Source organism: Kribbella sp. VKM Ac-2568 (assembly GCF_004345365.1).
GTDB lineage: Bacteria > Actinomycetota > Actinomycetes > Propionibacteriales > Kribbellaceae > Kribbella > Kribbella orskensis.
This window is the reverse complement of the sequence record NZ_SLVF01000014.1, coordinates 153,242-167,109: the sequence shown is the minus strand read 5'-3', so window position 1 is coordinate 167,109 and position 13,868 is coordinate 153,242. Positions and strand designations below refer to the sequence as shown.

Genomic DNA, 13,868 nt, shown 5'->3' with positions numbered 1-13,868 from the left:
CCGGCTGCAGCGCTGACACGGAAACGGGCGGGCCGAGCCAGCCACCGGTCTCGTCTACGTCGGTCACGTCGCCGATTGCCACGCCTGTCTCGCCCAGGCCGTCCGCCGAGCCTCTCGGTGCGATCACGCCGAGCGGACGGCGCACTGCGACGGTCCCGCCTTCGCCCTTGCCTGAGGTCGGCGCCACCTGCCTGGAGCCATCCGATCGGGCACGCCGCGTCATCATTCCGACGAGTACTGGGGCGAAGCTCACCGCTGCGTTGTTGGGTCAAGGGCGACGCGGCGTGGTTCTCGTCCATGAATCCAACCAGGACGTGTGCCAATGGCTGCCGTATGCCCGCGAACTCGTGCGGACCGGCTACTTCGTTCTCGGCCTCGACCTGTCGACATCCGGCTACGTGCAGTACGAAGGCGTGCAGCCGAGCCCGCTAGGCCTGTCCGTCTCGGCCGCAGCCGGCTATCTGCGCAAGCAAGGTGCAGGCAGGGTCGTCCTGGTCGGTGCCTCGATGGGCGGAACGGCGTCGCTGGCCGCTGCGGCGATCACCACACCTCGGGTCGATGGAGTGGTGAGCCTGTCGGCCCCGGCGGAGTTCGACGGCATCGACGCCCGCACCGCGGCAGGCATGCTACGCGTGCCGGTGCTTTATGGGGCGGCGGCAGACGACAGGAGTTTCGCCGATGCCAGCAGGGTCTTGCATGCGGCAACCACATCGAAGAAGTCGATCCACATCGTGCCGGGTACCAGGCACGGTGTCGCCCTCGTTGCGCAGGACGGCGACCCGACGCTGCGGCGTGCCGTCGGCGCCTTCATCGCCATGCACGCGCGCTAGTGTCAGCTGTCGACAAGACCGGCATTCCGAGCAGCCAAGGTCGCCACCACGAGATCCGCCATGCCCAGACCGACCGACACGAAGAGCGTGACCTCGTCGTGCGTCTCGCGTCGTACTGAACCGCGAGCCAGCGCGACCAGGTCGCCAGTCATGTCCTCCCACGACATCGTGCCGGCGGCCACGGCGAGCAGCAGGTCACCAGAGGTCCGTGCAGCTTCCCAATCGTCGACGACAACCCGAGACCGGCCCATCAGCTGATCATCGACCTCACGCCGGTCCGGCTGATCGGTCCCGACCGCGTTGATGTGCGCGCCGGGTTTCACGGCGTCATTGATCAGCACCGGCTGCGAACTCGACGTACATGTGCAGATCAGGTCCGCGCTGGACGCGTCCACCGCGCTCGCCGCCACAGCGGGGTGCCCCTCGCCCCGCAGCATGGCGACGAATCGCTCCGTCGCCGCCGACTCGCGTCCCACGACGTCGATCTGCTCCAGACTGGGGCGGACCCAGCGCATCGCGCGGACGTGCTCACGGGCTTGCACACCTGTACCAAAGACTGCCAGGCGCCGTACGTCGGTGCGAGCGAGCGCATCCGTGACCAGGGCTGAGACGGCCGGCGTACGGCGTGCCGTCAGCGCGGCGCCATCCAAGGTCGCCACGACGTCACCTCCGCCGCCGAAGAGCGTGTACAACCCCTGCGCTCCCGACGGCCGAACGGCTACCGCCCCGGCAAGTCGCCCGATGACCGCGGGCAGCACCAGCAGGTCGCCAGAGCCGTTGCCAAGGGCAACTCGCTGGGACGGCGCGACCGACGGGCCGGCGGCGAAGGTCGTCCGCAGCTCGTCAACCACCTCCTCGAACGGTGTGAGCCGGTAGATCCGGCCCGCGTCCAGATGCGGAGGACCGCTCATCTCACGACTTCGGTGCAACGGCCGGCTCACGCTCAGCCACAGACGGAGTACCGCTGAGGTGCGGCTCGACATCAGGGACACCCCGGCGGCGGCTTCGCACCAAGTGCGCGATGGTTCCCCACACGCCTCGCCGGAAGAGCAGGACGACGCCCACGAAGATGAGCCCGGTGATGAGGCCGGGACCGGTGATGTTCAGTGGGCCGAGGTGAATGCCCGAGGTCGCGACGTAGTCCTCGACCTGGACGATCAGGGCGGCGCCGATCACGCTGCCCCACAACGTGCCGATCCCACCGAGCACCGTCATGATCACGACCTTGCCGGACGTCGTCCAGTACACCTCCTGCAGGGAGGCGAACCCGTGGCTGATGGCGTACAGCCCGCCAGCGAGCCCGGACAACCCCGCGGAGATGACGAAGATCATCACCTTGTACCGGTCGACCGGGAAACCGAGCGAGCGCGACCTGGCCGGGTTCTCACGGATCGCGACGAGCACCCGGCCGAAGGGAGAGTGGACCACCCGCCACGCGATGAGCAGTCCGATCAACGCGATCGGCAGCCCGGCGTAGTAGAAGTAGAACGGGTCCGACAGATCCAGCCCGAACAGGTTCTTCGGGATCCCCTGCAGCCCGTTCTCGCCACCGGTAAGGCTGCTCCACTGGTTTGCGAGGTAGTAAACCATCTGCGCGAAGGCGAGAGTCACCATCGCGAAGTAGATGCCGGTACGCCGTACTGCGAGCAGCGCGATCGGCACGGCCAGCACCATCGCCACCAGGGCCGCACCAGCCACCGCGACGGGGAAAGGCGCGCCGGTCTTGATGGCGATGGTGCCGGCCGCGTACGCCGCGGTGCCCCAGAACGCCGCGTGGCCGAACGAAAGCAGCCCGGTGAATCCGAGCAGCAGGTCGAGCGCCACCGCGAACAGTGCCCAGGCAACGATGTCCATCGCCACCGGCGGGTAGATGAGCCAGGGCAGCGCGAGCGCGATCAGCAGTCCGCCGAGTACAGCGACCAATCGCCACAGGCGAGACATCGCCCCCAGCTTGCGGAATACCAGCGCCGTCATACGGCAGTCTCCTCACGGCCGAACAGCCCAGCCGGCCGCCACAGCAGCACGACGGCCATCAGGATGAAGACCGACGTGGTCGCCAGTCCGGGGACGTACACATTGCCGAGCGCCTGCAGCATGCCGATCAGGAACCCGGCGGCGACCGAGCCGAAGATCGAGCCGAGTCCGCCGATCACAACGACCGCGAACACCAGGATGATCAGGTCCGCCCCCATCAGCGGGCTGACCGCCCGCATCGGGGCAGCCAGTACGCCGGAGAGCGCGGCCAGGGCGATCCCGAACCCGAAGACCGGCGATACCCACCGACCGACATCGATGCCGAGAGCCCGGGTCAGCTCGGGTCGCTCGGTGGCGGCGCGGATGATCATCCCGACCCGAGTACGGGCCAGGAGCAACCAAGCACCTAGCGAGACGAGTACGGAGAACACCAGCACGAACACCTGGTAGGCCGGGAAGTCGAACAACCCGAGGTCGACTGTGCCGCGGAGGCCGGCTGGTTGCGGATAGGGCTGCGGCTGCGAGCCGTACTTCATCCGCAGCAGATCCTGGAAGATCAGCGTCAGGCCGAACGTCAGCAGGAAGTTGTACAGCGGGTCCAGCGCGACCAAGCGGCGTACGAGCAATCGTTCCAATCCCATCCCGAACAGGCCGAGCACCACGGGAACGATCACCAGCGCGAGCCAGAAGTTGACGCCGGCCTCGTTGAGCAGGATGAACGCGCCGAACGCACCGAGCATGTAGAACGCGCCGTGGGCGAAGTTGACCACGCCGAGCATCCCGAAGATGACGGCCAACCCGAGTGCGAGCAGTGCGTAGAAGCTGCCGTTGACGAGTCCGTTGAAGGCGTGTTGAAGCAGATCGGTCATCCCTGGCCCATCTTGCAGGTGCTCTCGGACACCGGCTTGAACGCCTTGTCCGCGGGAATGGTGGTCACGATCTTCTCGTAGTCGTAGTCCTCCTTGACGTCGCTCTTCGGCTTCACCTCGGCGAGGTAGACGTCGTGGATGACGCGGTGGTCCTCGGCCCGGATCTTGCCGTTGCGCAGGAAGAAGTCGTTGATCTCCTTGCCCTCGAGGTTCTTCACCACGGCGTCCGACTCGTCGGTTCCGGCCGCCTGGACGGCTTCGAGGTAGTTCATCGCGGCCGAGTAGTTCCCGGCGTGGGCGAACGACGGCCGGGAGCCGGTCTTCTCCTTGAACTTGTCGGCCCAGTCGCGGTTCTGCTGGTCGAAGTTCCAGTACCAGGCGTCGGTGAATCTCGTGCCGGCCAACGCGTCCGGGCCGAGGGAGTGGATGTCGGTGATGAACATCAGGCCGACCGACAGGCCGACGCCCTTGTCCTTGAGCTTGAACTGGTTGTACTGCTTGACCAGGTTCACCAGCTCACCGCCGGCGTGCATGGTCCCCAGTACGTCGGGGTGCGCCGCGGGGGCCTGCAGCAGTTGCGACGAGAAGTCCCCGCTGGTGTTCGGGAACTCGGACGACTTCTTGCCGACCACCTTGCCGCCGGACGTCTCGATCGCCTTGGTGAAGCTCTTCTCCATGTCCTGCCCGAACGCGTAGTCGGGGTAGACGATGTACCAGTTTTTCGCCCCGGCCTCGGTCACGGTCGTCCCGGTGCCGTTGGCCAGCATGTAGGTGTCGTAGGCGTAGTGGAAGGTGTACTTGTTGCACTTGTCACCGGTCAGCGCGGTCGTCGCCGCGGTGATGTTGAAGTACAGCTTCTTCTTCGCCAGCGCCTGACTGGCCACCGCCAGCGCAGCTGATGAGGTCGGTACGTCGAGGATGATGTCGGCCTTCTGCCGGTCGTACATCTCCTGCGCCTTGGTGTTGGCCACCTCGGGCTTGTTCTGGTGGTCGGCGACGACCACCTCGATGTTCTTGCTGACGGCATCGTCGGCGTGCTTGGCCTTGAAGTCCTCGACGGCCATCTTGACCGCCTCGACGGCGTTCGGGCCGGAGAGCGCGCTGTAGATGCCGGTCTGGTCGTTGATGACGCCCAGCACGATCTTGTCGTCGCTGATCTTCCCGCCGCCACTGGATGGGCCGCCCGCCCCGCCGCCACAGGCTGCCAGCAGCGAGACGACCGCCAGGGTCGAGATCGCCGGGATGAGGTTTCGTCGCATCAGTTCTCCTCCGATGGTGGGGTCAGATCCCCGTCAGATGCCGAGGTACTCGAGCAGTTCGTGCTCGCGTTCCTTGACCTCGGCGTTGTCCAGCGTCTGCGCGACCCGGCCTTGGGCGAGCAGGTAGTGGCGGTCGGCAACGGTCGAGGCGAACCGGACGTTCTGCTCGACGAGCAGCACCGTCACCCCGGCCGCCTTGACGTCGCGCAGGATGTCGCCGATCTGGTGTACGAGCACCGGCGAAAGTCCTTCGGTCGGTTCGTCGCACAGCAGCAGCCGCGCGCCCATCCGTAGTACGCGGGCGATGGCGAGCATCTGCTGCTCGCCGCCGGAAAGCTTGGTGCCTGGGAACCTGCGGCGTTCCTTCAGCACCGGGAACGACTCGTAGACACGGTCCATGGACCACGCGCTCTCGTTGACGCCGGGTGGAAGTCTGAGGTTCTCCTCGACACTCAGGCTGGCGAAGATTCCGCGGTCGTCCGGCACGAGTCCGAGACCTCGACGGGCGCGCCGGTGAGTCGGCAGACCGGTGATGTCGGCGCCGTCGAGGGTGATCGTTCCTGCGGTCGGCCGGTGGAGTCCCATCAAGCAGCGCAGCAGAGTGGTCTTCCCGGCGCCATTGCGGCCGACCAGGGTGACGACCTCACCCGCTGCCACGTCGAGCGATACGTTCCGCAGTACTTGCGCCTCGCCGTACGACGCACTGATGCCCTGCACGCTAAGCAGCGGACTCACCGCCCAGGTAGGCCTCGATCACCCGCGGGTCGTTGCGTACTTCGTCGTACCTGCCCTCGGTCAGGATCCGGCCGAACTGCAGCACCGTGACCCGGTCGGCGAGGCCTGCGACGACGCTCATGTTGTGCTCGACGAGAACGACTGTGCGGTTCGTACGGATCCGTCTGACGAGCTCGACCGTTCGCTCGACGTCTTCCATCCCCATGCCGGCTGTCGGTTCGTCGAGCAGGAGCACAGCGGGATCGAGGGCGAGGGCGAGGGCTAGCTCGAGTGCGCGCTTCTGCCCGTAGGCAAGGGTTCCAGCCGGTACGTTGCGCTGCCTGGCGAGTCCGACCTCGTCGAGCAGCTCGCCCGCGCGGTCCCGGAACCTGGTCAGCACCCGGTCGGACACCCAGAACCTGTGGCCGAGCTTCGTCGTACCCATCAGGGCAAGCTCGACATGCTGCTGCAGCGTCAGCTGCTCGAACAGGTTGGTGATCTGGAAGGAGCGAGCCACACCCAGCCGCGCGATCCGTTCCGGCGACGAGCCGGTGATGTCGCGGCCGCCAAGCCTGATCTGGCCGGCGCTTGGCTTGAGGAAGCCGGTCAGCAGGTTGAACAGCGTCGTCTTGCCCGCGCCGTTCGGCCCGACCAGTGCATGCACGTCACCTTCCGAAACGGTGAGGTCGACCCGGTCGACGGCGGTGAAGCCGCGAAAGCTCTTGCTCAGTCCGGTGGTCGCGATCACCGCCCCGGAATCGCCTCCGGGCGCGTTGCTTGGATCCATGGATGGAACCTAGGTGCGCAGCGAACCACGTTCTATGTCGTAGGAGGACACACTGCTCGAGCAATCGGTGTGGCGGCCGCACAGGGGCAGCATGCCCCAACTCCACCCGCCCCCCTCGCCCGATACCCGAAGCCCGATCACCGTTCGTTCGGCCACTGGCGCCTTGCAAGCCGCCAGTGGCCGAACGAACGGTGATCGGGCGGGTAGGTCAGTTGGTGGAGCGGACGCCGGTGATGGCGAAGCGTTCGACGGATTGGAGGTGGCCGCCGGTTGAGGCGACGATCGTCTGGGCGGGGTCGGTTGCGCCCTGGAAGGTGACTCGGGTGGACCATGGTTGTTGGTCGCCGCCGGCGGCGAGGCAGCAGTAGGTGCCGATCGGCCGGCCGGATGATGGCTGCCGGATTTCTACTCGGATGGTTTCGTCCACGCCGGTGATCCGGCCGCTGACGGTGAGCGGTGAGGCCGCGGTTGCGCCGTACCGTGGGCGGTCCAGCGTGAGCGTGGTGTCGGCGGTGCCGACGACCTCCCAGGGCGCATCCTGACCCTGACCGATCCGGACCAGGTGGAGTACTGCGGCGACGCTGACGGGACCTTCAGCTGCCTGGTTGCCCACGGCGATCCGCGCATCGTCACCTCGGATCGAGCTGGACGCCACCTTGTTGACCTCGGAGAAGCCGAGGAAGCCGGTGGTGAAGGACAGCGCGGTCAGTTCCGCGTCCAGATGCCACGGCTGTTGCCCGCCCGCGCGGTACCTACGCTGCCAAGCGGCGGCCTCGGCTGTTGAGACGAACGGCCAGAGCGGCTGGTACGCGAACGGCCTCGGCGAGGCCGAGGGGCTAGGCGTCGGTGATGCTGTGCGTACCGGCGTGGTGGGCTCCGGGGTGGTTGGCTTCGGTGTGGGCGTGGCTGTGGTCGGCGGGTGGGTCGGCGTGGTACTCGCCGATGTCGTACTGGCCAAAGGCAACGGAACGGCGGGCTGGCCCGAGTCCGACTCGCCGCCGAGGAACACGACCGCGAGCCCGGACAGGAGCGCGGACACCAGCGTGACCGCGGCGGCCGCAGCGACGATGATCACTGAACGCGTACGCCGGGTTGTCCGCCGGCGCGGGTCCGGTTCGGGGCCGGGATCCTGGTCAGGGTCGCTCTGCGTCATGGCTGTCTCCCTTTGAATCGAGGAAACACCACAATCAGCGACCATGGCAGACCATCCCCGCAGGATTAATACAATTGATGTGCGAGTTCTCAAAATGCGCCGAACCGCACACATCGTGTGATTACCTGCCCGTACGGTGAATGATTCGCGCCTTCTGGCCGTGGGTGGCAACATCCCTGATATCAGCCTTTGGGGTGTGTCGATATGTCACGAGCCAAACGGGCAATACCGCACAGGAAAGCGTCGATCGTCACCGCCGTCGGGATTACCGGCGCGGCTGTCGTAGTGGCAGTCGCAATAGCTGCGCAGCTGCGAGCCGACGACGGCCCGAGCGCGAATCCGGCTCCGATCACCTCTGTGCAGACGAACGGCGCGCAACAGACTCCGACCGTCGCGCCGACACGGCAGAGCACGCCCACGGTCGTGGGTGCTCCAGCTGCCATCCGTGCCTGCACCGCCGAGGTCACCTCCACGGAAGCAGTCGTCAGCGCGACGCGCATCGCCGGATCCCATTGGCGAGAGCATGTGCAAGCGCAAACGGACCTGGTCGCCGGCAAGAACACCGAGGGCGATACCAAGGCGATCTGGAAGCGCACCCGCCTCGCAGGGCCGGCCGACACGGCCAGGCTCGGCGCGGCCATCGCAGCCCAACTCGGGACCCAAGGCAGTTGCGCCAAGCTCACTGGCCCTGCGGCGACTGCCTGCAGGCAACGGATTGCCGCCCTCGACGCGGCAGCCACCGCTGGACGCGCCGCCGCGGGCGACTGGGCGAGGCACCTCGCGATGATGGCTGCTCACGCGTCCGGCGACTTCGGCCCCGTGCACGCGCAGCAGGTCTGGATCGAGGCCTGGAGGGCTGCGCCGAAGAACCTCGACGCCTTCGCCCGGGCCGACGCGGCGCTGTCCAAAGCGCCGGCCTGCCCACCCTCCTGACCCTCATCACACCTGGGCTCCCCTGAGCCGAGGGAATTCGTGGGGAAGGTTGAGGGAAGGTGGCATTCCTAGCGTCGGCGGGGTCATGGTCCATCAACCGAACGGAGTCTTGCCATGACCGCAACGGTTCAACGGCCTCCACGCAACGGTGTCGACGTACCGACGCTGTTTGCCACTCTCGACGCGGTGAAGGGGGCGCCGGAGATCGCCCAGTTCCAGTTCCGGGCGAACAACGAATGGATCAGCGGCACCCATAGCCGCTCTGTCATCCAGGGCTTCTACGGCGCCGGACAGGAGGACATGTCGCGCACCGCCCCGTTCGCGTACGACGCCGACCATCCCGCCGTGCTCGTCGGGTCGAACCAGGGCCCGACCCCGGTGGAGTTCCTCCTGCATGCCATCGCCACGTGCCTCACTGCGGGCCTGGTGAACATCGCCGCAGCCCGGGGGATCACCCTGCGGCGGGTGTCGTCGACTGTCGAAGGTGACATCGACCTGCTCGGCGTACTCGGCCTGTCCGATGTGGTCCGCAACGGCTACCGGCAGATCCGCGTGCACTTCGACGTCGAGGGCGACGCACCGCCCGAGGAACTGGCGGCGCTCGTGCAGCGGTCCCGCAGCCGTTCCGCGGTGTACGACGTGCTTGTCAACGGCACCGATGTCCAGATCGATGTCAGCACTCCAGTGAAGCCATCGTGAATCCGCGGATCCGGACAGCCAATTGGGACGCCATCGTCGTCGGCGGCCGCGTCGCCGGAGCCTCGACCGCGCTGCTGCTCGCCCGCAGCGGCCTGCGGGTATTGGTCGTGGACCGTGCCCGCCGCGGCTCGGACACCGTGTCGACGCATGCGCTGATGCGCGGCGGAGTTCTGCAGCTGCGGCGCTGGGGCTTGCTGGACCGGGTGGCGGCGACCGGCGCGCCGCCGATACGCCGGGCGACGTTCCACTACGGCGCGGAGCCCATGGCGGTGTCGCTGAAACCGTATGCCGGTGTTGATGCCCTGTACGCGCCGCGCCGTACTGTCCTCGACGCCATACTCGTCGACGCCGCGGAGGAGGCCGGCGCGCGCTTCCGCTTTGGGCTGGCTGTCACAGACGTGGCGCGCGACGGCGCCGGCCGGGTCGTCGGTGTGGTTCTTCGCGACCATGGCGGGGCTACCTGGACCGAGCGCGCACGGCTGGTTGTCGGCGCAGACGGACGCGGCTCTGTGGTCGCTGGCCGGGTGGCCGCACCGACTATCGCGGCAGGCAGCCATGCTGGGGCGTACGCCTACGGGTACTGGCCGGCCGCGGACCTGGACGGCTATCACTGGTACTACGGCGACGCCTTGTCCGCAGGGGCCATTCCCACGAACGACGGCCTCGCGTGCGTGTTCGTCGGCGGCCCGCAGGACGAACTCGCCAACGCGACGCGCAACCACGGTCCGGCCGCCGCACATCACGGGCTGCTGGTGCGGCTCGACGCCGGGCTCGCCGACCTCACCGCGGCGGCGCCGTACGGGCCGGTGCGCTTCTTCCGCGGGATGCCGGCGCGGCTGCGTCGTCCGTACGGACCTGGTTGGGCGCTCGTGGGGGACGCCGGCTGCTGGGTGGACCCGCTCTCGACTCACGGGATCACCGACGCGCTGCGCGACGCGGAGTTGCTCGCCGCCGCCATCGTCTCCGGGTCGGCATCGGAGCGTGCGGAGGGGATCGCGCTTGCCGACTACCAGGCGCAGCGGGACCGCATGGCCCTGGCGATGCAGCCGATCGTCGATCGCCTCGCCTCCCACGAGTGGGATCTCGCCGAGGCCCGCCGGCTGTTGCGCGGGCTGTCCTCGGTGATGGCGGACGAGGTCGAGGCGATCCGCGGCTTCGACCTGGCGCCCACCCGCACCGCCTGACAGAGCCTGCGCCGGAGAAGGAGCCGACGTCGGATAGAGCAGACGTCAGACAGAGCAGACGTCAGACAGGGCGAGCGGGACTAGACTCGCGGATGGGAGAAGCGATGCGCGTCGAGATCGATCTGTTGGACGGCTTCGCCGTCCGGGTCGATGGGCGGGCCGTCCCCGCCGAGGAGTGGCGCCGCCGCCAGGCGGCGGCGCTGGTCAAACTCCTCGCGCTCGCTCCACGCCGCGCGCTGCATCGCGAGCAGGTCATCGACGCGCTGTGGCCCGGCACCGGGATCGACGACGCGGCGCCACGGCTGCACAAAGCCGCGTACTACGCCCGCCGCTCCCTGGGGGATCCGCGGGCGCTGGTCTTGGCCGGGGACTTCGTGTCCCTGTTCCCGGACGCCGAGGTAGTCGTCGACGCCGAGGTGTTCGAGCGGTGCGCCCAGCAAGCCCTCGCAACCCCGGTCGAAACCGGCAAAGCTGCGGGACCCGGCAAAGCAGCGGGACCCGGCAACGCGGACGGACCCGGCAACTCGGACCGACCCGGCAACGCGGATGGACGCGGCAATGCAGCAGGTGCGAACGGTGCGGCCGCAGCGACTGCGGCGGACCTGTGGGCCGGCGACCTGCTGCCCGAGGACCCGTACGAGTCGTGGCTGGAAGGCCCACGGGATCGGTTGCGTCAGCTGCATCAGGAGGTACTGCGCCGCGCCGGCCGGTGGGAGGATCTCGCCCTTGCCGATCCGGCCGACGAGGACGCCAGCCTGGCCCTTGCGCGAAAGCTCGCCGACGGCGGCGACCGTCGCGGGGCGCTACGACAGTTGGAGCGGCTGGAGCGAGCACTGCGCGGCGAGCTGGGTGTCACCCCGAGCCCGGCCGTCGCCTCGCTTCGCGCCGAGCTGCGCGCGCTTGACGCCCCGCAACCCGACGGCCAGGGGTCGCCGATCGGCCGCGACCCCGAGCTCGCCCGTATCGATAAGCTCATCGTTGCCGCGAGCAATGGCCAGGGCAGGACGCTCTTCGTATCCGGCCCCGCCGGCATCGGTAAGACCGCAGTACTGCGGTGGCTGGACCGGCGGGCCGAAGAGCGCGGGCTGCGCGTGGGCTTCGGCACGGCCGCCGCCATCGAGGGGGCATGGCCGTACGCGCCGGTGCTGGAAGCGCTCGCGGATCTGTGTCGTCGCCACCCGGCCCTGCTCGACGGCCTGGCTGACGAGTACCGCGTCGAGATCGAGGGCGCCCTGAGCGGCACCTCCCCGGACTGGACCGGCGAGAGCCGCCACCAGCGGCTGTTCGTCAGCGCGGCCGAACTGCTGCGGCTCGCGTCTTCCGGCGGTGGCGCCGTACTCGTCGTCGACGACGCCCATGACGCCGACGAGGCCAGCCTGCGGCTGCTGCACTATCTGTCCCGTACCGCGGTCGGCGAGCGGATCTTGATCGTGGTCGCGCACCGCCCCTGGCCGCTGCGTCCGGCGATGGACGCGATGCGCCGCAGCTTGATCGGCCGCGGTACGTCGGTGCCGTTGGACCTCGGACCCTTGGCCGACGAGGACATCCGCCGGCTCGCGGGCCGGGCCGTCGGCGAGGATGAGGTGCTGCTCGAGCGGGTGGTGAAGCTTGCCGGCGGCAACCCCTTCGCAGCGGTGGAACTGGCGCGCACGGCCGGGGCGGCGGACGACCGCGCCGGCCCGATGGGCGCGCTGGTACTCCGCGGTCTCAGCGGCGTCGCGACCGCGGCTCTGACGAGGGTGGCTGTGCTGGGTGGCTCGTTCGACACCGACGAGTACGTCGCCATGTCCGGCGTCGGAGAGGCTCCGGCGTACAAGCTGCTCGACGACGCACTCGCCGCAGGCGCGGTCGAGCGGACCGGCGCCGGCTACCGCTTCCGACACTCGCTCGTGCGCGACGCATTGCTGGACGGACTGCCCCCGCACCGGCTGCTGCCGCTCCATCGTCAGGCCGCTGACACGCTGCGCGGACTCGGCGCGTCTCCGGCACGGATCGGCCACCAACTGCTGCAGGCCGGCGAGGTCGGTGCTGCCGCGCCGTTCCTGCTCCAGGCCGCCCGCACCGACGCGGCCATCGGGGCCTACCGCGACGCGCTCGGGTTGATCGATCTGGTCCGCCAGGAAGTCCGCGCCCCCGAGCGCGGGCCGCTGCTCGCCCTGCGCGCGGACATGCTGTTGGCAACAGGGGACGCCGGCGCCGTGCTCGCCTACCGTGAGGCGCTCGGTGCCACAAACGACGCAGCAGAGCAGCGGCAACTGCTGCCACGGCTCGCCCGGGCTGCCACCTTCGCCGGCGACTACGCGACCGCGGCCGAGGCGCTCGACGGCCTGGAGCCGGACGGATCCGCCGGCGACGCCGCGCTGCTGCTCCAGCGCGGGATCCTGGCCTATCTGACCGGCGATCTGCCGGCGGCCGCCGCTGCCGCAGACGAGGCGCGCCGCCGGATCGGGGTGGCCGACCCCGGCGACTGGCGGATGTACGACCTGATCTCCTTGCAGGGCCTGATCGCGCACCTGCGCGGGGAGTGGTTTGGCCGGCTCGCCGTCGAGCTGCGCGCCGGTGCGCAACGGCCGGATCTTGCGCGGTCGATGTTCGACAGCCACCTGTGTGTGGCGGAGTTCCTGCTGTACGGACCCACGCCGTACGCGGAAGTGCTGGCGCTCGGTGCTACCCTGCGCGAGTCGGCGCGTCGATCCGGCGTACTGCGGGCCGTCGCGTTCGCGACCGCGCTGCGCGGTGAGGCCGCTTTGCTGTCCGGGGACCTGGCCCTTGCCGAGTCCGAGCTCACCGAGGCGACGCAACTGCACCACGACATCGCCTCGACCGCGGGGGAGGCCCACAGCCTGCAGCGGCTCGCCGAAGTGCGCCTTGCGCAGGGGGACCGTGCCGAGGCGACGCGGCTGTTGCACCGCGCGCTCCCGCTGGCCCGCTGGTCGTCAATCGCGCTGCACCTACTGCAGCGCGTGTACGGGACGATGATTCGCGCCGCGCCGGATGTGGACAGCGCCCGCGCCATCGTGGACCAGGCCGTGGCCGCCCTCGGCCAGGAAGACGCCTGCACCTTCTGCTCCATCATGCTCGCGGTGCCCGCCGCGACGGCCTGCGCCGACGCCGGCGATCTCGACGACGCTCGCCGGCACCTCGCCGCCGCCGAGCGGTCCGCCGCGCTTTGGAAGGGCACCGCGTGGCAGGCGGCGATCGCCGAGGCCCGGGCGCACCTGCACAGCGCCGAAGGCGACCGCGACGCAGCGCGCCGCCGGCTGGTCGAGGCCGCCGAACTCTTCACCGCCGCCGGCCAGCCGCTGGACGCCGACCGCTGCCTCGCCTGACGACCGCTGCCTCGCCTGGCGACCCGCGCCGATCCAGTACTCCGAAGTCGGCGTTCCACCCACCTGTCGAGGAAGCCGCGAGGAACCCCGACGGAATGCGACGGTCCTACCTTCGATCCATCGAGTCGGGCGGAGGA

General features: G+C 69.0%; 12 protein-coding genes. 5 read left to right on the top strand and 7 right to left on the bottom strand.

All coding sequences use genetic code 11. From position 1 onward, the window contains the following. The first annotated feature begins 167 nt into the window (after positions 1-167). Positions 168-830, top strand: a complete 663-nt coding sequence (locus tag EV648_RS34250; RefSeq protein WP_132299256.1) for an alpha/beta hydrolase — start codon at positions 168-170, stop codon at positions 828-830. A 2-nt stretch (positions 831-832) separates the two neighbouring features. On the opposite strand, the gene EV648_RS34245 is transcribed toward EV648_RS34250, so the two are convergent. The 7 genes from EV648_RS34245 to EV648_RS43465 form a co-directional block, all read right to left on the bottom strand. Next, positions 833-1,741, bottom strand: a complete 909-nt coding sequence (locus tag EV648_RS34245) for an ornithine cyclodeaminase family protein (RefSeq protein WP_158294147.1) — start codon at positions 1,739-1,741, stop codon at positions 833-835. 1 nt (position 1,742) lies between these two features. Then, entirely contained in the window at positions 1,743-2,804 is a 1,062-nt protein-coding gene (locus tag EV648_RS34240; protein ID WP_132299254.1) for a branched-chain amino acid ABC transporter permease, read from the bottom strand. After that, positions 2,801-3,673, bottom strand: coding sequence for a branched-chain amino acid ABC transporter permease (locus EV648_RS34235; RefSeq protein ID WP_132299253.1), 873 nt, complete (start codon positions 3,671-3,673; stop codon positions 2,801-2,803). Before EV648_RS34235 ends, EV648_RS34240 begins: the two co-directional genes overlap by 4 nt. Next, the gene (locus tag EV648_RS34230; protein WP_132299252.1) at positions 3,670-4,932 is read right to left on the bottom strand and encodes an ABC transporter substrate-binding protein; all 1,263 of its coding nucleotides are present in this window, start codon (positions 4,930-4,932) and stop codon (positions 3,670-3,672) included. Before EV648_RS34230 ends, EV648_RS34235 begins: the two co-directional genes overlap by 4 nt. A gap of 33 nt (positions 4,933-4,965) precedes the next feature. Next, entirely contained in the window at positions 4,966-5,649 is a 684-nt protein-coding gene (locus tag EV648_RS34225) for an ABC transporter ATP-binding protein (RefSeq protein WP_199234970.1), read from the bottom strand. Between the two features lies 1 nt (position 5,650). After that, positions 5,651-6,433, bottom strand: coding sequence for an ABC transporter ATP-binding protein (locus EV648_RS34220; RefSeq protein ID WP_132299251.1), 783 nt, complete (start codon positions 6,431-6,433; stop codon positions 5,651-5,653). 208 nt (positions 6,434-6,641) lie between these two features. Then, positions 6,642-7,586: a hypothetical protein gene (locus EV648_RS43465; protein ID WP_199234969.1), complete on the bottom strand. Its 945-nt coding sequence runs from the start codon at positions 7,584-7,586 to the stop codon at positions 6,642-6,644. Positions 7,587-7,943: 357 nt separating this feature from the next. Here EV648_RS43465 and EV648_RS34210 point away from each other — a divergent pair, with 357 nt between their 5' ends. From EV648_RS34210 to EV648_RS34195, 4 genes are all read left to right on the top strand, one after another. Further along, a complete protein-coding gene (locus EV648_RS34210; RefSeq protein ID WP_132299250.1) occupies positions 7,944-8,519 on the top strand; it encodes a hypothetical protein in 576 nt (191 codons plus the stop codon). Positions 8,520-8,633: 114 nt separating this feature from the next. Continuing rightward, positions 8,634-9,218, top strand: coding sequence for an OsmC family protein (locus EV648_RS34205; RefSeq protein ID WP_132299249.1), 585 nt, complete (start codon positions 8,634-8,636; stop codon positions 9,216-9,218). Further along, positions 9,215-10,402 (top strand): NAD(P)/FAD-dependent oxidoreductase, encoded by a 1,188-nt coding sequence (locus EV648_RS34200; RefSeq protein ID WP_199234968.1) that lies wholly within the window; start codon positions 9,215-9,217, stop codon positions 10,400-10,402. The genes EV648_RS34205 and EV648_RS34200 overlap by 4 nt, the downstream gene beginning before the upstream one ends. Positions 10,403-10,506: 104 nt before the next feature. After that, positions 10,507-13,731, top strand: a complete 3,225-nt coding sequence (locus EV648_RS34195) for an AAA family ATPase (RefSeq protein ID WP_158294146.1) — start codon at positions 10,507-10,509, stop codon at positions 13,729-13,731. The last annotated feature ends 137 nt before the right edge of the window (positions 13,732-13,868 follow it).